Source organism: Mesorhizobium sp. NPDC059054 (assembly GCF_042739215.1).
Lineage (GTDB): Bacteria > Pseudomonadota > Alphaproteobacteria > Rhizobiales > Rhizobiaceae > Mesorhizobium.
In genome coordinates this window covers 399,084-422,569 of record NZ_JBHYHV010000006.1, presented here as the reverse complement: position 1 = coordinate 422,569, position 23,486 = coordinate 399,084, and the positions used below count along the sequence as shown (strand labels likewise).

General features: G+C 58.9%; 21 protein-coding genes and 1 pseudogene. 20 read left to right on the top strand and 2 right to left on the bottom strand.

Annotated features, from left to right (window positions below; genetic code table 11):
- Positions 1-218 precede the first annotated feature (218 nt).
- From ACFWXH_RS25830 to ACFWXH_RS25815, 4 genes and pseudogenes are all read left to right on the top strand, one after another.
- Positions 219-1,004, top strand: coding sequence for a substrate-binding periplasmic protein (locus ACFWXH_RS25830; RefSeq protein WP_379124162.1), 786 nt, complete (start codon positions 219-221; stop codon positions 1,002-1,004).
- A gap of 10 nt (positions 1,005-1,014) precedes the next feature.
- On the top strand, positions 1,015-1,656 hold the full coding sequence (locus ACFWXH_RS25825) for an amino acid ABC transporter permease (RefSeq protein ID WP_379124160.1): 642 nt from the start codon (positions 1,015-1,017) through the stop codon (positions 1,654-1,656).
- A complete protein-coding gene (locus ACFWXH_RS25820; RefSeq protein ID WP_379124158.1) occupies positions 1,629-2,375 on the top strand; it encodes an amino acid ABC transporter permease in 747 nt (248 codons plus the stop codon). The genes ACFWXH_RS25825 and ACFWXH_RS25820 overlap by 28 nt, the downstream gene beginning before the upstream one ends.
- Positions 2,372-3,319 (top strand): annotated as a pseudogene (locus ACFWXH_RS25815) (C45 family autoproteolytic acyltransferase/hydolase); the annotation flags it as partial. The gene ACFWXH_RS25820 and the pseudogene ACFWXH_RS25815, both read left to right, overlap by 4 nt.
- A gap of 112 nt (positions 3,320-3,431) precedes the next feature.
- On the opposite strand, the gene ACFWXH_RS25810 reads toward ACFWXH_RS25815, so the two are convergent.
- Complete coding sequence (locus tag ACFWXH_RS25810; protein ID WP_379124157.1) at positions 3,432-4,604, bottom strand: hypothetical protein; 1,173 nt, start codon at positions 4,602-4,604, stop codon at positions 3,432-3,434.
- Positions 4,605-4,827: 223 nt separating this feature from the next.
- Here ACFWXH_RS25810 and alr point away from each other — a divergent pair, with 223 nt between their 5' ends.
- The 13 genes from alr to ACFWXH_RS25745 all read left to right on the top strand — a co-directional run bounded on the left by alr (position 4,828) and on the right by ACFWXH_RS25745 (position 18,960).
- Entirely contained in the window at positions 4,828-6,042 is a 1,215-nt protein-coding gene (alr, locus tag ACFWXH_RS25805) for an alanine racemase (RefSeq protein ID WP_379124155.1), read from the top strand.
- Between the two features lie 32 nt (positions 6,043-6,074).
- Positions 6,075-6,926 (top strand): DMT family transporter, encoded by an 852-nt coding sequence (locus ACFWXH_RS25800; RefSeq protein WP_379124153.1) that lies wholly within the window; start codon positions 6,075-6,077, stop codon positions 6,924-6,926.
- 27 nt (positions 6,927-6,953) lie between these two features.
- Positions 6,954-7,847 (top strand): TIGR01459 family HAD-type hydrolase, encoded by an 894-nt coding sequence (locus tag ACFWXH_RS25795; protein WP_379124151.1) that lies wholly within the window; start codon positions 6,954-6,956, stop codon positions 7,845-7,847.
- Between the two features lie 96 nt (positions 7,848-7,943).
- Entirely contained in the window at positions 7,944-8,504 is a 561-nt protein-coding gene (locus ACFWXH_RS25790; protein WP_379124149.1) for a HEAT repeat domain-containing protein, read from the top strand.
- A gap of 183 nt (positions 8,505-8,687) precedes the next feature.
- The gene (locus ACFWXH_RS25785) at positions 8,688-10,208 is read left to right on the top strand and encodes a sugar ABC transporter ATP-binding protein (RefSeq protein ID WP_379124148.1); all 1,521 of its coding nucleotides are present in this window, start codon (positions 8,688-8,690) and stop codon (positions 10,206-10,208) included.
- Between the two features lie 124 nt (positions 10,209-10,332).
- A complete protein-coding gene (locus ACFWXH_RS25780; RefSeq protein ID WP_379124147.1) occupies positions 10,333-11,187 on the top strand; it encodes an ABC transporter permease in 855 nt (284 codons plus the stop codon).
- 35 nt (positions 11,188-11,222) lie between these two features.
- Positions 11,223-12,140: an ABC transporter permease gene (locus ACFWXH_RS25775; RefSeq protein ID WP_379124146.1), complete on the top strand. Its 918-nt coding sequence runs from the start codon at positions 11,223-11,225 to the stop codon at positions 12,138-12,140.
- A gap of 69 nt (positions 12,141-12,209) precedes the next feature.
- Positions 12,210-13,358 (top strand): substrate-binding domain-containing protein, encoded by a 1,149-nt coding sequence (locus ACFWXH_RS25770; protein ID WP_379124145.1) that lies wholly within the window; start codon positions 12,210-12,212, stop codon positions 13,356-13,358.
- Positions 13,359-13,476: 118 nt separating this feature from the next.
- A complete protein-coding gene (locus ACFWXH_RS25765; RefSeq protein ID WP_379124422.1) occupies positions 13,477-14,688 on the top strand; it encodes a Gfo/Idh/MocA family protein in 1,212 nt (403 codons plus the stop codon).
- Entirely contained in the window at positions 14,685-15,677 is a 993-nt protein-coding gene (gene glk, locus ACFWXH_RS25760) for a glucokinase (protein ID WP_379124144.1), read from the top strand. Before ACFWXH_RS25765 ends, glk begins: the two co-directional genes overlap by 4 nt.
- Positions 15,667-16,710, top strand: a complete 1,044-nt coding sequence (locus ACFWXH_RS25755) for an SIS domain-containing protein (RefSeq protein ID WP_379124143.1) — start codon at positions 15,667-15,669, stop codon at positions 16,708-16,710. Before glk ends, ACFWXH_RS25755 begins: the two co-directional genes overlap by 11 nt.
- A 71-nt stretch (positions 16,711-16,781) precedes the next feature.
- On the top strand, positions 16,782-17,996 hold the full coding sequence (locus tag ACFWXH_RS25750) for an ROK family protein (protein WP_379124142.1): 1,215 nt from the start codon (positions 16,782-16,784) through the stop codon (positions 17,994-17,996).
- A gap of 52 nt (positions 17,997-18,048) precedes the next feature.
- The gene (locus tag ACFWXH_RS25745) at positions 18,049-18,960 is read left to right on the top strand and encodes a sugar phosphate isomerase/epimerase family protein (RefSeq protein ID WP_379124141.1); all 912 of its coding nucleotides are present in this window, start codon (positions 18,049-18,051) and stop codon (positions 18,958-18,960) included.
- A 528-nt stretch (positions 18,961-19,488) separates the two neighbouring features.
- On the opposite strand, the gene ACFWXH_RS25740 is transcribed toward ACFWXH_RS25745, so the two are convergent.
- Positions 19,489-20,178 (bottom strand): GntR family transcriptional regulator, encoded by a 690-nt coding sequence (locus tag ACFWXH_RS25740; RefSeq protein WP_379124140.1) that lies wholly within the window; start codon positions 20,176-20,178, stop codon positions 19,489-19,491.
- 221 nt (positions 20,179-20,399) lie between these two features.
- Between ACFWXH_RS25740 and ACFWXH_RS25735 the strand changes: the two genes are divergently transcribed.
- The 3 genes from ACFWXH_RS25735 (at position 20,400) to ACFWXH_RS25725 (ending at position 23,469) form a co-directional block, all read left to right on the top strand.
- Complete coding sequence (locus tag ACFWXH_RS25735; protein WP_379124139.1) at positions 20,400-21,641, top strand: ABC transporter substrate-binding protein; 1,242 nt, start codon at positions 20,400-20,402, stop codon at positions 21,639-21,641.
- Positions 21,642-21,748: 107 nt separating this feature from the next.
- Positions 21,749-22,618, top strand: a complete 870-nt coding sequence (locus ACFWXH_RS25730) for a carbohydrate ABC transporter permease (RefSeq protein WP_379124138.1) — start codon at positions 21,749-21,751, stop codon at positions 22,616-22,618.
- 2 nt (positions 22,619-22,620) lie between these two features.
- Complete coding sequence (locus ACFWXH_RS25725) at positions 22,621-23,469, top strand: carbohydrate ABC transporter permease (RefSeq protein ID WP_379124421.1); 849 nt, start codon at positions 22,621-22,623, stop codon at positions 23,467-23,469.
- Positions 23,470-23,486 lie beyond the last annotated feature (17 nt).

Below are 23,486 nucleotides of genomic sequence, written 5' to 3'. Positions count from 1 at the left end.
CCGAAACGCGGCGTTTTGGGCACGTTTACAAGTAAGCCGGCAAGTATTAGACTTCACTCACATTATGGATATCGATGGCCGATTCCCCCTCTCATATGGGAGTGAAAGGGTAGATGGTTTATGCGCGGCTTGTTGTTCGGATTTGCCTAGGTGTCGCACTCTGGACCCTGGCGACGGCGCCGTTTGCGACGGCCGGCCTCGCTTCGGAACGGTATCAATTGAGTGAGCCGGGAACCCTCAGCGTTGCCGTCACGGGCGACATGCCGGGGCTTGTCGCTGTCGATGGCGCGCTGTCGGGATACGATGGCGAAATCCTGCAGATGGCGGCGACCAAACTCGGCCTCAAGATCAAACCGGTTCCGATGGAATGGTCCGGCGCGATCGCGGCGACCCAGTCCGGGCGCGTCGATATCATCGGGGGCAATGTTGCCTGGACGCGGCAGCGAGCCGACGTCCTGGCCATGACCGACCCCACCGCCTATTTCCAGAACGGGATCACCCAGAAGATCAGCCAGAACTGGAACAGACTGGCAGATCTGGAGAACAAGAAGGTCGGCTCGATGATCGGCTTTGGCTTTCTGGCTGAACTGAGAAGGCTGCCCGGCCTGCAGCTTTCGCTCTACGACACGCCCGATGCGGCGATGCGTGATCTGGTCATCGGCAGGATCGACGCGATGATCGGTGACCCGCCAGCCATCGACTATGCGCTGTCGCGCAATGCGAATTGGCGGCTGCATACCATCCCCTTCATCGACAACAATCCGGCATTCCCGTTGTTGACCAGTACGGGCCGGCAATATGTTTTCGGTCTTTCCAAGACCAACCAGGCGCTTGCCGACGACCTCAGCCGGGAGATCAGGCTGATGTGGTCGAAATGCGAAGTCAGGGCCATCGGCAAACCCTATGGCCTGATCAGCGATGTCAATTTCATACCCTCGAGCGAGAACTTCCGTGCCGGTGTCGACAGGCCCGCCGATTGGGTCGCTCCGCGTTGCCCGCAATAGGTCGTGAGCTGTGGTTGACCTCGGCAGTGTTTTCTCGACCTTGCTGGATGGCGCAAGGATCAGCGTCATCATCGCGCTCGGTGCGCTCGTTCTGGCGATTTCGCTCGGCTTTGCCTTGGCCTCGGCAAGCTTTCTGCTGCGGTCTTCGGCACTCGACACCGCCCTCACGGCCTATGGTGACATCCTGCGCAACATACCCAGTCTTGTCTGGTTGTTTTTGGTCTATTTTGGCCTGGGCCATCTCGGAATCCGGCTTGCGCCCGTACCGGCTGCGACAGTCGGTCTGGGCGTCATAGGATCGGCGATGCTTATGGACACCTTCGCTGCGGCGTTCCGATCCGTTGCGGCGAAACAAAGCGAGCCCGCCGCTGCGCTTGGGCTTTCACGCCTTTTGGCGTTCCGGCTGGTGATCGTTCCCAATTCCTGGCGCATAAGCCTTCCACCGATCGGGAACTACGCGTTAGCGCTTCTCAAGGACACCACACTGGCAGCCGCAATCGCGGCCCCCGAGTTGATGTTCCAGGCGCGCGCGCTCATGAACCAGACTTTCGAGACGGGCCTGGTCTACGCACTGGCGGCAGCAATTTATCTCGGCATCGCGTTCATCCTGTTTCGGGCAACACGATGGGCCGAACAGATGGCGAGCGCGTGATGGACGCGATGGCTTCATATCTCGCTGACTGGGCGCCGCGCCTGCTTGAAGGCGCCTTTCTCACGCTTGCCCTGACCGCGGCCAGCTTTTCGGGGGCGTGCGCGCTCGGCCTTTTCCTGGAAGCAATGAGGACATCCCGCAGCCCGGGACTCCGCCGTTTCGTCTCCTTCTATGTCTGGGCGTTGCGCGCCATACCGCTGTTGATCGTCCTTTATCTGATCTATTTCGTCCTTCCCGGCTTCGGCCTGACGCTCTCGCCTTTCTTGGCGGGCACGGTCGGCCTTGTCCTTGTGCATGGCGCCTATGTCGCAGAAGTGTTGCGCGCCGGAATGCAAACGGTCGAGCAAGGCCAATGGGAGGCCGCCCGTGCACTGGGATTGACGCGTCTTCAGGCACTGCGGCTTGTTATCACGCCTCAGGCGGTACGCCGTGTCTTTGGGCCGTTGATCGTTGCCCTGACCGCGCTGCTCAAGGACAGTTCCGTCTGTGCTCTGATCGGTGTCAACGAGCTCACCTTGGCTTCCCGCTCGATCATGTCCGAATCCTTCATGCCCCTGCATGTCTTTCTGCTTGCCGGGCTGTTTTATCTCGCGCTGGGCTGGCCAACCGCGGTGATTGCGCGCGCCATTGAACGACGAACGACCGCACCCTGGGTCGGAAAGCGAAAACGGTACCGCGGGCCCAATGTGTCCGCGCGCGCAGCGCCGCTAGCGCGATGAGGATGCGAATGGCGCAGGACGCTTTTCCCGTCATGTTTTTGCAGGGTTCACCCTACGAGCGCGGCGTTCAGCATGGCGCCGCTTTTGACCGGGATATCCTCTCCGCGCTCGAATTCCTGGAAAGATCCATTTCAGCGCGCGTCATGCGCGGGGCCCGGCGCCGAGCGGCAGCATCGTGGCGTATCCTGCTCAAGCTGGCGCCCACCATCGCGGCAGAGATCGACGGTCTGGCGGCCGGCGCGCGGTGCGCTGCCGAGGATATCTTCCTTCGCATCGGGTTCGAGTTCTTCGATGAGCCGACGGCTACCGGCTGCAGTGCGCTGGCCTTCAAAGGCCGTGGTGGTGCAGTTGTTGGCCAGAATTGGGATGCACCCGGCGGCACCAAGGCTGACCTGGTCCTTTTCATGCACTCGGACCCGGACGGTTCCCGGCTTGCCACGGTCGCGTCCAAAGGCACACTCGGATGGTTTGGCCAGAACGGCGATGGCCTGTCTCTGGTGACCAACGATCTCATGCTCGATACGGTGTCCGCCGGTCTGCCCAGCCAAGTGGTGCGTCGCTTGGTGATGTCGCAACCGGATGTACCGGGCGCTCTGCGTCTGCTGCGCCGGCTGCCGCATATGGCCGGGAGAAGTTATCTGCTGGCGGATGCATCAGGTCGGATAGCGGCGGTTGAACTCTCGCCCGCCACGGGAGTCAACTCGCTTCGGGCTGCGGGGCCGCTGGTCCATACCAATCATGCCGTGCTTGAGCAGGCTCGGGCGGTCGAGAACCAGCACCTGCTGCAGCGACTCTATCCGTCGACATTCGAACGATATGCATTGCTCGCCGAGGCAACCGGATCGCTGAACGCCGTGGCTGACGCCATCCGCGTGCTGCGTGATCGAACGGGAGCCCCGAACGCCGTCTCGAAGAGCTCGTCGCCGCAGGAAGCAACCGAAACAGCCTGCTCGGTCGTGAACGACTGCGCTGCCGGCGTGATGCATCTCTGCTTTGGCTTGCCGAGCGCAGGTACGTTTGTTGCGTGCCGCGTCGCGGACAACCGGAGCGGGCAGGTCAGGCCGCGTTCAGATCGGATTTCGCAAGCTGCGCCAGCCGGTACGCCGCAAACTTGGCCGAAAGTTCGTCCGCAACCTCTTCGCACTCCGCGAGGCGCACGGCAGGGCAGTCGAAGCCGAGCTCTTCGCGGATAATCGCGGCCGAGTCCGTGGTGAAATGAACCGTCCCGTCCGCATCGACTGAATCGATGCCGTCGAATTTCTGGCAGGCACGGTTGACAGAAACGGCCTGCTCCAGTGAGAGCCCCGCCGGCAGTTCGACGGCTACCCTGTCGCGTGACAGTCTCACCGGATATCCTCCGACGAGACCCTGCGGTCCAGGTGCATGCACGACACGGTCGACCCCGTCAGCCAGCGTCCGCAAGACCGCGGTCGCCGAAGAAGCGGTCACCGACTGTCCCGCCAAACCCTTTACGCGACGGAACCGGCCGGCAACGGTGGCGAACAATTCGCCATGGTCGATTGCATCTACTGGCAGTTGTTCGCCGTCGAGGGACAAAGTCAGATGATATGGGGCGCCGTCCGTCCCGCCGGTGCTCGGCATACGGTAGCTCAAATAGTGATGGGCAAAGAAGCGCACGCCGACGCGAGCTACCTCGCAACCAAGAAGATGCGCAGCCGCCAGCTGGATACCCGGCACGGCATTGGCGATGTTGCCAATTCCGATCAGGGGAGCGGAGCCTTCGGCGGCGAGCGCCGCGTTTACCACATCGGGGTATGACGCGTTGACGACTTTCGCCTGAACGCCTGACATCCGGACCGCCTGCATCAGCCGGCGCACGAGGACCAGGTGCATGGCCGTCCAAACCCCACCCCGGGCCCGGTCCAGGCGTTGGTAGACCGCAGGAGGCAATTGCGTGATGACCCACCATGAATGAAGTGTCGTGGCATTGAAGATGATGTGAGGCTGGACCGCAGCAAGATAGGCTGCCGTCGCCTCGATATTCATCAGATCGACAGAGCCGATTTCAATGCGCGGATGATGCCCGAGATTGGCCGCGGTATATCGGGCCAGATTCACGCGAAGCGACAGTTTCTGGTTGTCCCGGGCCGCGATGTGGATGTCATAGTCGCGACCGCTTTGGCTCAGAAAATCGAGGACACCGCTGCCCAAGACGCCGCAGCCGAGGATCACTATCCTGGTCGAAGGGTTGTCCATTTCGAGAGCCATGCGCGTTCCGTGCTCACATGTTGTGGGTTGGCATGGAAGACAATGACAGGCGTTTGTGACAGCATCTTCCTTGCAGCTTCGCCCACCGGCTTTTTTGAGATCGATGCATCTTAAAAACTGATCCCTGTCACGCGTTTGAAAGATGCGCGTCATCCACGCAACATAGTCTCGCCTCTACCTTTTGCCGCTGTGCCACGGCGAGAACGCAAGGTGGAGACCGTGAATGATCCAGGCTGCCAACATTGCGCAATTTTTGCCGTCGGAAAGTGCCGTCCTGGAGATCGATCTGGACGCGGTTCGCGCCAACTATCGCATCATGACCGGCATTGTCGGTCCTGATGTGGGCATCGCCGCGGTCGTCAAAAGTGATGCCTATGGCCTTGGTCTCGAGCCCCTGGCGAGGGCGCTCTATGAAGCGGGCTGCTCAGCCTTTTTCGTTGCCAATCTGGATGAGGCTCTGAGGTTGCGGGCGGTATGCCCGGGCGCAACGATCGCAGCCTTCCATGATGAGTACGTTCGCTTCGGACGGGTCTACCGCATCGAAGACATTCTGCCGGTGATCAATACCCAGGAGGAGATGGATTTCCACTTTCGCATGGCCGCCGGGGACCCATACCTGCTCAACGTCGACACCGGGTTCTCGCGCCTCGGATTGTCAGGCCCGGAGCTGGAGCGCTTCTCGCAAAACGGACAGTTCCTGCTGCAGCCGCCGAAGGTGCTGATCAGCCATCTGGCCTGCAGCGACCACTCGTCGAACGTGATGAATGAGGTCCAGAAGCAGCGGTTTGAGAGGGCACGGCGATCGGCCCATCCGTCAGCGAGCAGCCTGATCGCATCGGCTGGGGCGTGGCTCGACAAATCGTTCCACTTTGACATGGCCCGGATCGGGTCGGCGCTTTTTGGACTGAACAATGCGAACATCCATCCCAACCCGTTGTATCCGGTTCTACGCCTCAAAGCGCGCGTTCTGGCTTTGCGGGAGGTGTCTGCACACGAGGCCGTCGGATACGGCGCGACGTTTCGCGCCCGCCGGAACAGCCGGATTGCCATCGTCGGCATCGGTTACGCCCAAGGCTTGCCGTGGGCCTGTGCCGATAAGATTTCGGTGCGGTTTGGATCCTATCTCGCCCCTTTGGTTGGGCGCATCTCGATGGAATATGTCACTGTCGATGTGACGGACATACCGGTCGACTTCTGTGCGCCCGGCAATTGGGGTGAGTTCCTTCATGACGGTTTTGGCGTCGACGACCTCGCCGCCCGTATCGGCGTCAACGCCCAGGAAATCACGATGCGCTTGGGTCTGGGGTGCCTGAAGCGATACCGACAAGATAGCCGCGAAGACATCAACTTGTTCATTCGAAAGCGGCAGCCTTCGCGCTCCAGTGTTCCGGATCGATATCATTCGACCGACAGTCACGCCACTCAAGGTGGCATATGATCCCCGCAGGCAACAGAAATGCGGGGATTGCCTTGGCGATTCTGGCGGCCATCTTCTGGAGCACGGGAGGGCTGTTCTCTCGGTTGATCACTGTCGACGGCTGGACGCTGCTGTTTTGGCGTAGCGCGTTCAGCGCCGGTTTCATGCTGCTGTTCGTCAAATTTGGACTTCGGGAGCCGTTAAGCGGCATCCCGGGCAGGCTTACACCCTCGGCATGGCTGGTTGCGAGCATGTCATCAGCGGCTATGGTCGCCTTCATATTCGCGTTGCGAAACACCACGGTTGCGAATGTCGCGGTCATTCATGCCGGAGCACCGCTGCTGGTGGCAGCCCTGTCGTGGCTTTGGCTCCGTGACAGGCCGCCCTCGACCACGCTGATGGCCGGTGTTGCCGTCATCGTCGGAACGACGTTCACGGTCGGCGCTTCCGCGTTTTCGGGGGGCGGTTTTTTCGGCGACCTGCTTGCCCTGATCATGACCCTGTTGATGGCCGTCATGGCGATAGCCATTCGCAGGCAGGATCGCTTCCCGCTGGCGGAGGTTCTGATCCTCTCCAACCTGTTATGCGCGCTCGCCGTCTTGCCGCTGGCCAGCCCGCTCGCCGTCGCACCAAAGGATCTCGGCTGGCTCGCATCCTTTGGCCTTGTGCAGATGACACTTGGCTTCCTGACATTCGGCCTGAGCTTGCGCTATCTGCCGGCGCGTGATGCCGCCCTGATCGGGGCCGTGGAAACACCGCTGGCTCCGATCTGGGTCTGGCTGGCCTTCCACGAAGTTCCGGCGCAATCCACTGTGCTCGGCGGCTCTATCGTACTCGGCTCGGTGCTGCTTTTCCTGGTCGGCTCGGCTCGAGGCCCGGAGCGCCAATCAGCCGTTTCCGGATAGGTGGCGTGACGAAAAGGAATTTGAACTGTGCTTTCGACACTCGAACCCATGCCTACAATGCTGCTCCTGCCGCCAGTCGTCGAAGGCCTCTCTGATGTTTTCGAGCCGCATCACAAGGCCGCCATCGTCGACATCTGGGGCGTCCTGCACAACGGCAAAGACATCTATCCTCACGCGATAGAAACACTCCGCCGGATGCGGGACGCCGGCATTGTGATCTGCCTGCTCTCGAATGCACCAAGGCGTGCCTCAACTGTTGCTAATAGGCTGGCCGCCATGGGACTTTCGCCCGGTCTGTACCATTATCTTGTCACTTCCGGAGAACTGGTGTTCGAGGCGTTTTCTTCTGACAACCATCCGGACTACGCTTCGTTCGGCAAGCGCTACCTGCATGTTGGACCGCCCGAACTGGCTGGCCTGCTGGCAGGACTTGACCGGCAGTCTGTCGACATCGGCGATCAGCCCGACTTCGTTTTGTGCACTGGCAATGATGCAACTCTTGACCGCTATGCCTGGCAGGTCATAGCGGCAAGGGATCTGCCAATGATCTGCGCCAACCCGGATCTTACGGTCGATGTTGGAGATGAGGTGGTTGTATGCGCGGGAACAGTTGCCGCTCACTACACGGCTTTGGGTGGGCGCGTTTTCCATCACGGCAAACCGCATCTTGACACATATCGGCGCGTGTCGCGCTGGCTCGGCCAGGATGCGGCCAGTATCGTTGCCATCGGGGACGCCCTGGCCACCGATATCGCCGGTGCGAACGGAGCTGGCATGACGAGTGTTCTGATCGCTGGCGGAATCCACAAAGCCGAACTTGGCATTCAATGGGGTGAGACACCGAGTAAGGGCCGGCTGGAAATTGTCTTTGGGAAATCCGCGGTCGTTCCGACGTTCGTTTCACCGACGTTGCGATGGTAGCATTCCGGACGGACAAGCCTACCCATCCCGATCTTCGACAATCCCGACCCATCCCTGCGTCTTAACGCGGCCCTCCGCGCCGGGATGACCCCATCATTGCGGGACCTGGAGATATTGCTGCACCAATGTGCCGTAGAGCCGGATTTCCAGGTCCGTGAAATGCTGACCTGGGCACTGATCCGGCTCCCGGCGAACGTGGTCGTGCCGCGCGTGGTCGAGGAACTGGCCCGCCCCGAACCACGGGCCAGGCGCCAGGCCCTCCACACACTGTCCAAGGTCAAGGACGCAACCGCGTGGCCAGCCGTGGCGGCTCGGCTGGATGACGCAGATCAGAGCGTCGTCCGCACGGCATGGTATTCGGCCGTGGCGCTGGTGCCCGAAAACGAGCGCGTCTGGCTGGCCGGAAAACTGGCGGCAAGCCTTGGCGATGGGGACGCGGAGACGCAACGCAGCTTGAGCCGGGCCCTCGTTGCGTTGGGAAAGGACGTGATCGGGTCTGTCCTTGCTGTCGCGGCAGAACGCGGAAGCGCGAGGGTCCGGCGGCACGTTGATGCGACGCAGAGGTTGCTGAAAGATCCCGATTTTGGATTCACCGCTTCACTGAAAAGCGCCCGCCGTGAGGTTGCCCTGGGCCGCACGAGGTCGACGAAGGGTTGAGGCGAATGGGTTGAAGGCTACAGCTATTTGGCGCAGCGCTTCTGCGTCCGCAATGAAGTTGAGTAAGAAACGGCACCCGCCAAATGCTGGCCAAAAATCGCAGAATCCTCTAGGAAATTATTTTTCAAATCAAATTGACTTAATAAATAATTCCGATTAGAGGTTTGTCTGTTGGAGGGACAAATGGACATCGCGGAGGAACGCGCGGCAATCGGGTTGGATCCCATTCTTTCGCTGCGCAATATCACCAAAAGTTATGGCGCCATTCGCGCCCTTAAGGGCGTCAGTGTCGATTTTTTCCGTGGGCGCGTACACGGGCTCGTCGGAGAGAACGGAGCTGGTAAGTCAACGCTCATGAACGTGTTGACGGGTGCCGTCCTTCCTGACGGAGGCGAGTGTCTGCTGGATGGGCGCCGCATAGTTATGAACCATCCGCGCGCAGCTCAGGAGCATGGGATAGCCATTGTCCATCAAGAGTTGAATCTTTTCCCGCACCGAACCGTAACGGAGAACATATTCGCCGGTCGCGAGCGGGTAAAAGGCGGAAGGTTGCAGGTCGATGCAATGCGCTGCCGCGTAGCGGAGATTTTGAATCTGCTTAATCTCGATCTGGACCCCGATGAACGTGTCGCGGATCTCAGCATTGGCAGCCAGCAGATGATCGAAATTGCGCGCTCGGTGGCTTTCGACGCCAGTGTGCTGGTTTTCGACGAGCCAACCGCCACCCTGGCGGACGATGACTGCCAAATTCTGTTCAACCTCATCCGCAGATTGCGCGCCGACGGGCTTGCCATCGTCTACATCTCGCATCGCATGGCCGAGATATTCAATCTGTGCGACGAGGTCACCGTGATCAAGGATGGCGAGAAAGCGCTGTCTGCCCCTATCGCGGAGGTGTCGCCCGAGCGGCTGGTGTCGGCGATGATCGGGCGGAGACTCGACGAGTATTACCCGAAGCGGCCTGGCTCGTCCCGGGATTCTGATATCGTTCTGAAGGTGACTGGCGGCGGTGGCGATGGCCTTTCGAACATCAATCTGGAGGTTCGAGGCGGCGAGATTACCGGTATCTTCGGGCTGAAAGGCTCGGGGCGAAGCGAGCTGGCATACGCAATCTGGGGAAGTCCGGGTTTTCAATCGGGTACGGTCACGATCGACGGAAATCCTCTGGACATCGACAATCCGGCCAATGCCATGCGCGCCGGAATAGCTTTCGTTCCCGAAAACCGCAAGAGTGAGGGTTTGGCGCTCGAGCAGGCTATCGGGGACAATCTGCTTTTGGCGTCACGCGCCATGGCTGGATGGTTTTCGAATCCCGGCCGTATTCGGGCCGACGTCATCGACGCGATCCTGGAACGTGTCGCGTTCGAACCTGCTGACCGAGGCGCGCCGGCATCCAGTCTTTCGGGCGGCAATCAGCAAAAGGTTGTCTTGGCCAAATGGTTGTTGACCGAGGCAAGGGTTTTGGTCCTCGCAGAACCCACCCGCGGTGTCGACGTCGGTGCCAGAGCGGTGATCTACGAGTTGCTGCGCAGGCTCGCGGATGAAGGGCGCGCGGTCTTGGTCCTGTCGTCGGAACTGCCGGAGGTGCTGGGACTTAGCGATCGCATTCTCGTCATAAGAGACGGGACGCTGACTGCCGAATTTCCGCCCGATGCGTCCGAGGCTGAAATTCTGCTAGAGGCGGGAGGAAGAAGCCATGCTTAGCCGATCTGCGCGGAAAGCGCCTTGGCTCAGGACGATGCTCGCAGTGCCGCCAGTGCTGTGGGTCTTTCTGATGATGCTTCTCACTTCCATCCCAATACTTGAGCTGTACGGGCGCGCTGGAGGGATGTCGTGGGCATTTCTGTCGAATATGCTCGAGCGATCGGTAACGCTCGGCATTGTAGCGATCGGACAGACTTTCGTCGTCCTGGTGGCATCGATCGACCTGTCCGTCGCCTACGTCATCTCGCTGGCGGCGGTACTGGCATCATTCATCATGCAGGGCGATCCAATCATGATCGCAGCCGCCATTCCGTTCATTCTTCTGCTCGGCATGGCAATCGGACTGGTGAACGGCCTGCTGGTGACCCGACTGGATGTCAATCCGCTTATCGCCACCCTCGGTGTCGGTCTCATCATCCAGGGCATTCTTAGCACGAGCTTCCAAAATTTCGCGGGCTCCGTGCCTATCGAGTACCAGCAACTCGCCTATGGCCGGCCATTTGGCATTCCAGCGCCCGTTTTCCTTCTTTTGATACTCGTCGCGGTTGCCAGCTACGCACTGCATCGCACACGGTTCGGCGCGCACATATATGCGGTCGGCGGCAACCGTCAGGCCGCGCGCCTTGCTGGCATTCGCACGGCAAACATCATCATCGGCGCTCATGTGGTAACAGGTTTGATGGCCGCTGCCGCGGGCCTTTTCCTGGTCGGTAGGCTTGGATCGGGAGCTCCCTGGGTTGGCTCCGATGGGATCTACGATCTCGAATCCATTGCCGCTGCGGTCGTTGGCGGGACTCTGCTTGCAGGCGGCAAAGGCGGCATACTTGGGACGCTGGCAGGTGTTTTGATCCTCGGCTTCATCGACAGCCTGTTCAATCAACTGGGCGTGGACCCCTATCTCAAGCAGGTTCTGCGTGGGGCGATCATCATCGTCGCGGTCGCGGCTTACTCGATCAGGTCTCGCGAGGAGGTCGCATGACGCGGAGTGCTTCCATATTTGTCAGGTCCGGTTTCTTGCGGAAGCTTCAATCCGTCGAACCCATCTACCTCATCTTGCTCGCGATCGTGGTTGCGATGGTGGTGTCCAACCCGGTCTATCTCGACTATGGGCCCATGATGCAGCTGCTGCGACGATCTTCGCCGCTTGTTGTTCTGGCGATCGGGCAGCTTCTGGTAATCGTTTCCGGGGGCTTCGACCTCTCGGTCGGATCGTTGATCACCTTGGTCATCCTCCTCAGCGCATTGCTGCTCAACACCAGTCCTGAGCTGGTCTATCCGTGCATAGCGCTGAGCCTTGCGATCGGGCTGGCATCGGGTGCCGTAAACGGTCTTGTCGTTTCGGTTGGCAAGGTGCCATCGATCATCGCTACGCTTGGCATGCTGCTGATGTTGCGTGGCGCGGGCTTCTATTTTTCAGGCGGTTCCGCGCGCGGCAATCTGCCCGACGCGTTCCGCTGGTTTGGACGCGAGAGTATCCTTGGCTTTCCGATCGCGCTGCTTGTCGTAATTGTTTTTGCCGCCGTCGCATGGTTCCTCCTGCATAACACCAGCTTCGGCCGCCAGCTCTACATGGTAGGCGCGAATGCGCGCGCCGCGAGGCTGTCGGGCGTCAATGTTGCTGGTGTTCGCATTGTTGCCTTCATGTTTTCGGGCCTGAGCGCCGCGATCGCCGCCATTTTGCTCGGCGGATTCTCCGGTGTCTCGACCTCGGCGGGTGCCGGTTATGAATTGCAGGCAATCTCTGCTGCGGTGCTCGGGGGCGCGGTGCTGCTTGGCGGGCGCGGTTCGGTCCTGCCGGTCATCGCCGGAGCGCTGGCATTGAACGCGCTGTTCACGCTCCTCAACATCTGGGGATTTCCAAAGCCCCTTCGAGACGTTGTGCAAGGTCTGATCATCATCTGCGCAGTGGCCTATTCGGCCCGCAGAAAGTGAATGCCGTCAGAGCGGTCTCTGACATCCGGTCGGCGGGATGATGCGCCGAAGTTGAAGAGGGAGGACGTCATGCCATTACCAAGCAAGATAAAATCGATTCTGCCCGCCATAATCGCTATCGCGGTGTGTACCTCAGCGGTCGCGCAAGACAACAAGTTCTTCGATCAGGCGGAACATGACCGCCAGATCGCGATGCTGGACGCCAAGCCGATCGGAGATTCCGCCAAGCCCTGGCTGCAGTCGATGGCGGACAATTTCCGCGACATGTCTAAGTACAAGAAGAACGGGCCATGGACAGTGTGCTTTTCGAATGCCGGCATCTTCAACCCATGGCAAGTCGTCGGCTACAAAACCATGCAGGAAGAAGTCAAGCTTCATGCCAACATCAAGGAATTCATCGTAACCGACGGTGAGGGAAAGGACGACAAGCAGATCGCCGACATCGATGATCTGCTCGCAAGCAACAAGTGCGACATACTGCTGGTCACGCCGAACACCACCGCGGCACTGACGCCTGCCGTCGAGCGCGCCTGTGCCAAGCTACCCGTGATCGTGTTCTCGCGCGGCGTTGCAACGGAATGTCCCGTCAGCTTTATCACTCCGATCGGCGGCTATGCCTTCGGAGCGCAGGCGGCGCGCTTCATTGTCGATTCGCTGCCGCAAGGTGGCAACGTGCTGGCGCTTCGCATTTCTCCCGGTGTGGATGTTCTTGAAACCCGCTGGTCGGCCGCGGAGCGTATTTTTGCGGCAAACGACAAGATCAAGATTATCGGTTCCGAATTCACCAAGGACGATCGGGCAAAGGCCAAATCGATCGTCGAGGACTATCTCCAGCGCTTCGGCAAGATCGATGCCGTCTGGATGGATGCGGGTGCAACCTCAGTGGCCGCTATCGAGGCGTTCGAGGATATCGGTGCCGATATCCCGATCTTCACCGGTGAAGATCAGCAGGATTTTCTGACCAAATGGAAGGAAAAGGAGCTTACCGCGATCGCGCCGACCTACCCCACCTTCCAGTGGCGTACGGCAATCATCGCGGCGACTCAGATCCTGAGCGGCGAGAAAGTGCCTGGGCCGATTTGGTATCTGCCTCAGCCCACAATCACCGCCGAGACGCTGGACAGATACACCAAAGCCAACATGCCGCCACAGCATTACGCGCTTTGCGGTTGCGAGGACATGGTCGGCTATCCGGAAATTTGGGGCGGCACGAAATAGCCCCGCCAGCAACCGGCCGGGCGGTGTCTATGGCCAGCCCGGCCACTACGGACAGCTGAAAACAAAGGAAGCGATCTTGTCCAAGGCATTCACCGAATTGAAGACGTTGCGCATCGGCATGATTGGCGCCGGCTTCATCGCAAATTTTCACCTTGAATCGTTGGTTTCAGTTCGCAATGTCGAGGTGCGGGGCATCTATGGTCCCACCAAGCAGCGAAGGGAGGCGCTGGCCGCCAAAGCCAATGCCTTGAAGCTTGGACCTTGCGTTGCGTATCAGGATCTCAATTCCATGCTTGCCTCCGGCGAGATCGACGCCGTGTGGATACTTGCGCCCAATTATGTGCGTCTCGAGACCATGCGCGCGATCCGCGACTTCGCTATCGCCAATCCCGGCGTGCTGCGCGCGGTCGCCTGCGAAAAGCCTCTTGCCCGGACACTCAGGGAGGCGGAAGAGATGTTGCACCTTGTCGAGGAAGCAGCGCTCCTGCACGGTTACCTCGAAAACCAGCTCTTCGCGACCGCAGTCGTGCGCGGCAAGTCCATTCTTTGGGCGCGTGCGGCTGCGGCTGCCGGGGCTCCCTATGTCGCACGGGCGACCGAGGAACATGCCGGTCCTCACGAACCATGGTTCTGGCAAGGCCAGCGCCAAGGCGGCGGGGTGCTGCTGGACATGATGTGCCACAGCGTCGAAGTCGGTCGCTTTCTTCTGACGGCCCCCGGCGCGGCGCGGCAGACGCTGAAACCCAAATCAGCGACTGGCACGGTCGCGACGCTCAAATGGAACAGACCGGACTACGCCCGTTCGCTGGCAAGCGGTATGGGCGGCGACGTCGACTATCTGAAGCGGCCGGCAGAAGATTTTGCGCGCGGCACCATTGTCATGACGCGCGATGACGGAACGGATGTGGTGATCGAATGTGCCACATCCTGGGCCTACATTGGCGCGGGTCTGCGCATTCAGCTCGAGGTGCTCGGGGCCGAGTATTCAATGGAATACAGCTCTCTTGGATCAGGATTGAAGGTTTTCTTCTCGCGCAATCTCGCAGGCGAAGCGGGCGAGGATCTGGTCGAGAAGCAGAATTCCGAACAAGGCCTCATGCCCGTGGTGGAAGACGAGCACGGCACCTATGGCTACACAAACGAAAATCGAGAAATGGTCGAATCCTTCCGCATGGGACAAATGCCGTTCGAGACGTTCGCGGACGGCGTCGAAGTCGTGCGAATGCTGATGGCGCTTTATAAATCCGCGGAAGAGGGCCGGACTGTCGAATTCGACAAGGAAGACCTCACCGATTTCGTACCCGTCGTAGCGCGAGAGGTGGAGTCTTGAATGCGCCTGCTGTCCTTGTCGGCGATATCGGAGGCACCAACGCCCGTTTGTCCGTTGCGGAGGGTGACCGTCAGTCGACCCCTATTGTCTTGCGGTGCAGCAATTTTTCGTCGCTCGAACAGTTGCTGGATCACGCGATCGTGGCGTTCGGCGTTAAAATCGGTGAGGCCTGCATCGGTATCGCCGGTCCCGTCATCGGCGACGAGGTGAATATCACCAATAGGGGCTGGACGTTTTCCATTGAAGGCACACGCAAGACGCTGCGCCTTGACCGCTTTGTCGTCGTCAACGACTTCGCGGCCCTGGCCGCGGCTCTTCCCACACTTGACGCTAATAGTCTGGCCAGAATTGGCGGCGGCAGCCTGCGGCCATCGATGCCCCAACTCATCATCGGCCCGGGAACCGGTTTGGGTATGGCTGTTGTGTTGCACGGCGATTCTACAAAACCCCTCATTCTGTCGGGCGAGGGCGGTTATGTCACCTTGCCCGTCCACGCGGAAAGGGAGATTGCCGCTTGGCAGGTCTTGCGCGCGCGTCATGGCCGCGTGTCGGCCGAACGCGTTTTGTGCGGCAGCGGTATTGTCGAATTACACAAGGCGCTTGCGGCTGTTGATGCCACCGACACTGCCTCCGGCATCTCGTCATATGATATTGTGGAGCGCGGCGTCGCGGATGCGTTTTCCCGGGAGCGTGAGACACTCGAAATGTTTCTGGGTCTGCTGGGCGACGTATGTGGCAATGCTGCGCTCACCTGCGGCGCGCGCGGCGGCATATTTCTGAATGGCGAGCTTCTCATCCAAATGGCTCCGTTGATTTCGGGCAGCAGCTTGCGAGAGCGCCTGGAAGGAAAAGGGCGGGGACGTCCTTTTTTGGCCGACGTCGGCACCTTTATAATCACGGATCGTTTTGCAGCCTTAAAGGGGTGTGCACGGATCCTGGCAGGCAACGAACACGTTTCTGATAGGCTGGGTGGCGACCATGCGGCTTGACCCTTCCGCCGATCGCAAGACGCAGATGGCGCGCGAGATCGACCAGATTCCCGATTGCGTAGCAAAGCAATTGGATACGTATCTTCCGCACTACATAGAAACAGGACGCAGACTTCGTCGACAGTCGCCTTGTGCAATGGCGACAGTGGCGCGTGGAAGTTCCGATTGCGCCGCATCCTTCCTGAAACATCTGGTGGAGTCGCGGATCGGCATTCCTGTCGCTTCGGTTGGACCCTCACTGTCGTCCATCTATAGGCGGCCGCTGCAGTTAAGCGGCATGGTATCTTGGGCGATTTCGCAGTCGGGAGCCAGCGATGATATCAATGTGCTGCAAGCCAGCAATCGTCTCGCGGGCGCCCTTTCGATTTCGCTTGTGAACAGTCCACAATCGCGCCTTGAGCAGAATTCTGACATCGTGCTGCCGGTGGGTGCCGGGCCCGAACTGGCGCTGCCGGCGACGAAAAGTTTTGTGTGCAGCCTCGTCGCTATTGCGGCCGTCGTTGCTGAATGGTGTGGCGATGCCGATCTGGCGCTTTCGCTGAAAAGCTTGCCGGATATCATCGAGCAATCCGCGCGAACGGATTGGGAGAATGTGGCGAAAGCGTTCTCCCAAGTCGAAAGCGCGATTGTCCTTGGGCGAGGCATAGGGTTCCCGATCGCTTGCGAGGCGGCACTTAAATTGAAAGAGACAAGCTACATCTTCGCGGAAGCCTTCAGCGCCGCGGAGGTCTGGCATGGCCCGGCGGCCTTGTTGGTACCGGAGCGTCCGGTTGTGCTGTTTGCCCAGTCGGACAGTGCGCTGCCTGGTGTACTTGAGACCGCGCAAAAAGCGCGTTCGATGGGTGTTCGAGTGTTTGTTGCCGGTCGTGAAAAAACCGTTGATTGGCTGCCTGTTCCCAAAACGCCCAACAGCGTCTTGGAGTCAATTGCCATGATTTCGCGCTTTTATCGCCTGGCTGAATGCGTTGCGGGCAGCCGTGGTATTAATGTCGATTCACCGAGGAGCTTGAAAAAGGTAACTGTTACGGTCTAGCGGCATCTTCCGGATGAGCACATGCACAGATACGCACGTGACATCCTGTCGGTTGCATGACGGGACTGCCCATGGATTCGAAGAATGTGCAGGCATTTTCTGGTGCCAATTTGGAGAACGCTCGTGATCATAACCGGCGTGTTGCGATTGAAGCTGTTCGCGTGAACGGCACGCTCTCGCGAGCCGACTTGGCGCGGATTACCGGCCTGTCGGTGCAAACCGTGTCCAATATTGCGGATGAACTCGTTGCTGGTGACTTGCTCGTTGAGAGTCTGGTTCAGATTCGATCCCGCGGGAAACCGCCAAAGCTGCTCTCCATCAATCCAAATGGCGCTTACTCTATAGGCCTTCAACTTGATCATAATTGGTTGATTGGCATGCTGCTTGATCTGTCAGGGAGAAGGTGCGGAGAACTCATGGTCCGGGTTGCCAGTCCGACCCCGCAGCAGGGATTGCCAGCGCTCGAAGCTGCCACGAGACAGTTGGTTTCAAATGCGGGTATTACGCTGGATCGCGTCTGTGGCGTCAGCGTTGTCATGCCTGGCCCTTTCGAGGTGGATCAGGTTCTCGCAAATGGCCCCACGGTTTTGCCGGATTGGGGCGATGCCCCAATCTCCGAATGGCTGTCGCAGCGGCTGGGACTGCCAGTCTATCTGGAGAATGACGCGACCGCTGCTGCCATGGGCGAACACTATTTCGGTGTCGCTCGTCAATATCGCAATGTGGTCACGATCTTTGTTGGCACCGGTCTCGGTGGCGGCGTCCTCGTCAATGGTCAGCCCTATCAAGGCACCTTTGGCAACGCCGGTGAAATCGGCCATATGGTTGTCTATCCCGATGGAAAGCGATGCTACTGCGGCAACCGCGGCTGTGCGGAAACTTATCTGTCAATCCATTCCGCTTTCGAGCATCTCGGTTATCCGAGCGCACCGGCCGTCTATGACGAACTCCTGGACCGTTTCGGTTCGCAGGATCCGGAATTGCAAACATGGATGGAAACGGCCGCGACCGTGCTGCGCATTCTCGTGGTGAATCTTGAGAATTTGTTCGATCCCGAAACCATCGTCATCAATGGTTTTATGCCGCAACCGATACTTGCCGAGCTCGAGCGACGGGCTACCCCGCTGCCGCCGTCCGTGTCCTCTCGAAGAGAACGGGCAGCGCCGAGGTTGATTTTGGGGGCTGTTGGACAGGAAGTGGCTGCCCTTGGAGCAGCCGTTCTGCCACTGTTTTACAGCTTCGGCCATCTGACGCCGGTTGGCGCTGCAGTACCGATAAAGATTTAGAGTCGGACCTGTCAGCAGGTCCTGCCCCAATTTTCCAGTTGAGGGGAAGGCAATGGCGCCTACATTGAGCATAAACAATGGCTTTGCCATGAAGCGTTGGCCAGAACCGGAGGTCTGGGCTGCGTTGGTTGCGCAGCGTCTTGGCGTCAGGGATGTACAGCTCTCGCTTGATCTGGTCGACCTCTCCGGTTCGGCTGCGCGATTGGCGGCCCAAGCCTCGCGGATCCGCGCCGCCTGCGCGAATGAGGGCATTGTCGTTTCGAGCGTCTTTTCGGGGCTGGCTGACTATAGCGCCAATATGCTCCTTCATCCCGAAGCTGAGATGCGCCTCGCGGCACTGGAGCGGTACAAACGCGGTATCGATCTGTGCGTTTCAATTGGCGCCGATACGTTCGGAGGGCATATGGGTGCATACAGCGTAGCTGACTTTCGCGACCCCGCAAGACGAAACGCATTGGCGCAAGAGCAATTGGAGCATGTCGCAAACCTTGCCAGTTACGCAGGAGACGCCGGATTGCGTTACCTTTTGTGGGAACCCATGCCTGTCGCGCGCGAATTTCCAAGCAGCATTGCGGAATGTCTTGGCCTGGCTGCACGCTTCGAGCAGATGGATGGTGCCAGCGTCGCATTCTGTTACGATGTAGGCCACGCGTGTCGGCCCGATCTGCCACTAGTAGAGCAGGATCCGTATCTGTGGCTGGCTGAATTAAGCCATCTTAGTCCCCTTGTTCATCTGCAGCAGACCGACGGTCGGGGTGATCGCCATTGGTGTTTTACCGAGGAGACAAATTCAATCGGGATTATTCACCCAAAGGCGGTTCACGATACATTGGCGAAAGCAAGTGCCTCGGCGGTCAAGCATCTTACCCTGGAAGTTTTTCCAGCTTTTGAAGCCGAAGACGACAAGGTGCTCGACGATATCGCCAGCAGCTGCCGTTATTGGCGCGCCGAATCTGAAAGTTGAGGACGCGACGCCGCTCTTCCCATCGCCATGCCAAGCGGCTCTGTTGAACCAGACCCGCCGTGACAAATATATCAGGCTTGGATAACCCGCGGGTGCGGTCAAAGCGATCGAGAAGTTCAACACGGAATGGGCGGCAGCGCTTCCGGGAGACGGAATTCGTATCGACGCGGTCATGTTCGCGGGGATCATGACGCTACTCCATAGATCTGGCCGAAGACCTTCCCGGAGCCGCTCGCCAAGCTCGAGGAGATCACTGCTGCCACCCCGCTCGGCAAGCGCATGACGACACGGCAGACGAAAAACGCTGCCACCGTCGTGTTCCTGCTGTCTGAGTGTGCCAGCCACACAAACGGTGGGCATCGATCTACTTGGAGCGTCGCTTCTGAAATTGCGGCCCAGCTTTTCCCTGTTTCCGAGTCAACGGTAGAGGTCGTGGTGATGTACCTTCAAGACGCCGCCAGCCGAGAGAGGGCTCCAGGATGAATATGTGCAAGGTCACTCTGCTTGGTGTAACGTGTTCACTGCCGACTACCGCGGTAAGTCAGCCCGCAGCAATTCGATGAAATGCACGGCAGAGCCCTTGACGTGCTGCTCTACAACGTGCGCTGCCTGCTCGGCATCCTGCTGGCGCACTGCTTCAAGCAGCATTCGATGTTCTCGCAATATCGCCTTCCGTCGTACCTGGCCGATCGCGTAGCGCCGCCCCAGCAATCCCACCAAAATGCGTTTTTGCTTCCATAGATCGATGGCTTGCTTGTTGTAGTGACGCTGATAGGTCAAACCATGAATTTCCGTGTCCAGGCTGCGATAGGTTTGGGTGTCGCCGAAATTATGCTCCTCGAATCTGTCGATCAACCGAGCGAGTTTCTCGACCTCCTCGGGAAGGGCGAATTCGACGAAACGGCGAACGAGATAGGGTTCGATCAGCCCTAGCAATTCGTAGACATTGCGCACGAACTGCTCATCTATCGGCCTCACGAAGGCTCCCTGATTGTGATTGATCTGGACCAGCCCTTCGCCCTGAAGACGCTGCAGGGCTTCACGGATCGGATTCGAACTCGTATCGAAACGATGGGCGAGTTCCTGGATCTTGAGCCGCGAGCCTGGGGCGAGAGTGCCCTCGATCATCGCCTCACGAATGCGGTCGTGGACGGTCGTCGCACCGTGAACGTCCACCAAATGTTCCTGTTCTTCCTCTCGCGGTTGGTTAGCCGCCATTCACATCTCCAACGCTGCGAAATTCGCCATCCACCGTGTTTACCGGAGGTCGCGATTTTGTACAAAGCGAAAATTTCATACGCAAAATGCAAAAAATCATACATTATATTTTGACGTTCGTGCATTATGATGCTAGCCATAGGATGGTAGTAGACACCAAAGGAATGATTGTGGGCGGAACCACGCTTTCCTGCCGAGCCTGACTGGAGATAGGAGGAACCATGCGCTTACGGTCTATCAGCCTGATTGCTGCAGGAATGCTCGCTGTTGTCTATGCAAGTTCTTCCAGTGCCGCCCCCGTCGAATTGGAAGTGAGTTCCTGGAAGGGCGGTGGAGTGGAAATCGCAAACTTCCCAGAGCTGATTGCAAAATTCGAAAAACAAAACCCCGATATCAGGATCAAACTGACCTATTTGTCCCGTGGGGATACCGACACGGTGATGCCGGCGCGCATGCAGGGCGGTGATGCTCCCGATGTCCTCATGGTCGATCCCGTGTTGGCTCGTCAGTGGGGGCGCGCGGATCAACTGTTGGAGCTGAGCGACCAGCCTTGGATTTCCGCTCTTTCGGATGACTATCTGGCCAATACGAAGGTGGATGGGAAGTTGTACTCCTTGCCGACCGAGTTGAGCTTGCTTGGGATTTTCGGGAACCTTGACCTGATGAAAAAGGCTGGTGTGACGTCTTTTCCTCAAAATGTTGCCATGATGGCTGAGGCGTGCGGCAAGCTCAAGAAAGCTGGCATTTCGCCTATGCTGATGCCGGCCAAGGACGGCTGGGCGCCGCAGGCATTCGCCACGGCGCTGGCATTGAAGGACGGGGGCAAACAGAATCCTGGCTATGCCCAAAGCTTTGTCGACGGGAAGCGGAAATTTGTCGACGACGCCAACTTCAACCGCGGTTTCGAAGCGATCAGGGCTTTGGTGGATGCGGGTTGTTTCAACCCAAAGATCAATCTGGGTGTCGACGCGTGGAGCTTGGCGCTGAGCGAATTTAGGGCGGGCCGTGTCGCGTTCCTGGTGCAAGGCGGTTGGAATATCATTCCATTCCAAACGGGTGCGAAAAAGCTGAATTTCAGTTTCGGACCGTTTCCCGCGCTCGACGGCAATTCGGGGGTTGCTCCCTATGTCATCACCACATCCTGGGCGATTAGCAAGCATTCGAAGAAGATCGATGCCGCCAAGAAATGGGTGGCGTTCTGGGCCAGGGATGAAAACCTCAACGTCTATTTGAAGGCCGAGGCCGGCCTCAGTCCGCTAAAGAGCGGCTCCGTGGCATTGCCCGATCTGGCTGGCCCCTTTCTCGAAGCATATCGACGCGAGCGTACTTTCTTCCCGGAGGGCTTATGGGGGAAACGGCTGCTCGATGTCGGCCGCGATACGATCATGGCCTTCCTGGCCAACGTCAATCAGGACCCGAAGCCGCTTCTCGCGCGCTGGGACGCCGCTGCCATCCCGAAATGACGCGCGGCCGCAAATGACGCGCGGCCGCCCCGCTTCCGCCCGCAATAGGGGCATGCGTCCCGCTCAACGGTCGCGCTGCTGGCAAGACGTTGTCAAAGGAGATTGTCATGCAGGCAAAGTCCCGGCTTATTCTGTTCACGCTGCCGGCGCTCGCGGTCTATCTGATCTTCAGCATCTATCCGCTGCTCAGCGCGCTCCGTTACAGTCTCACGGACTATTCCGGGGTGGGGGCTGTCAACTATATCGGCCTTGACAATTACCGGCAGATCGCCACGGACCCCAACAACCTGGCGATCCTGTGGAAGACGCTGTTCTACAGCTTCGTCGTTGTCGTTTTGCAGAACCTTCTGGGCCTCGCGGTGGCCGTGTTGCTTTTTTCGGTACCGGCTGTACGTGACCTCGTTCGTGTTATCATGCTCGTCCCTTCAATGCTCTCGCTGGTGGTTGCCGGCTTCATTTGGCAATACATCTATTCGCCCATTGGCGGTGGCTTGAACGAGATCCTTGGCATGCTGGCCTTGGAAGGGTGGCAACAGGTTTGGCTCGGCGATGCCAAACTTGCTCTTTATTCGGTTGCAATCGTCAATATCTGGATGTTCGCCGGCTATTCGGCTGCGATCTTCCTCGCAGGCTACGGCAACATTCCCAAGGAGATCCAGGAAGCCGCCGCTATCGACGGCACCGGGCCATGGTCGCGGTTTTTTTACATTGAATTGCCGCTTTTGGCGCCGGCCTTCACGGTCAACATAACGCTGAGCACCATCGGAAGCCTCAAGACTTTTGAACTTCCGCTCATTCTCACCAATGGCGGGCCCGATGGCGCGTCCACGACGCTAGGACTGGCGGTATTCAAGGCTCTCTTCAATGAATATCGGTTCGGTTTCGCCAGTGCATTTTCGGTTGTGATGTTGGTGCTGATCGCGGCGATCGCGTTCATCCAGAACCGCTTCTTTCGAGCCTGGGAGAACCGGATTTGACCGTGCAGTCCTTCATCTCGATAGGACGGCGAGCAAGCTGGCAGTCCATCTATCTGGGTGCGCTGGCGCTCGCCGTCGCGGCGCTCTTCTTCTGGCCGATCTTCTACATGATCGCGATGTCGCTACGAACGGCCGAAGATATCATGGATACCCCCCTTGGCCTGCCGCTTGCACCGACGCTCGACAACTACCGTGGGGTTCTCTCCGCTATGGCGTATTGGCGCAGTATCGCCAATACGATCGTGATCACGGTGAGCACGACGCTCCTGGTGTCCCTGCTTTCTTCACTCGCGGCTTACCCGCTGGCGCGGCTGCGGGGGCTGCTTTCCACGCTGATTTACCTCTTCCTGACGTTGGGTTTGACCATTCCGCTCTTCATCGGCATGACGCCGCTCTATATCCTCCTGCGGGACCTCCATCTGCTGAATACCTATGTCGGTGTTATCATTGCCTACACGGCACTCAATCTGCCTCTGGGCGTGTTCTTCTACACGAGCTTTCTCAAATCCATTCCGCAAGAGTTGGAAGATGCTGCCGTCATCGATGGCTGCAACGCCATACAGGTCTATTGGCACGTCATTCTGCCGCTTCTGCGCCCCATTACCGGCACGATCGCGCTGTTCGTTACTTTGAGTGTGTGGAACGATCTGGTGTACCCGCTTCTGCTGCTCACCGACGAAAGCAAGTTCACCATCACCGTTGCCGTCTTCAGGTTTTTGGGCACTCATAACATCGATCCAACCAAGCTGTTTCCAGCGTCGGTTCTGGGATCGCTGCCTATGCTGATCCTGTTCTTCGTCCTCCAACGTCAGATCGTCAGCGGCATTTCGGCCGGTGCCGTGAAAGGGTGATACATGGCTAGAAGGAA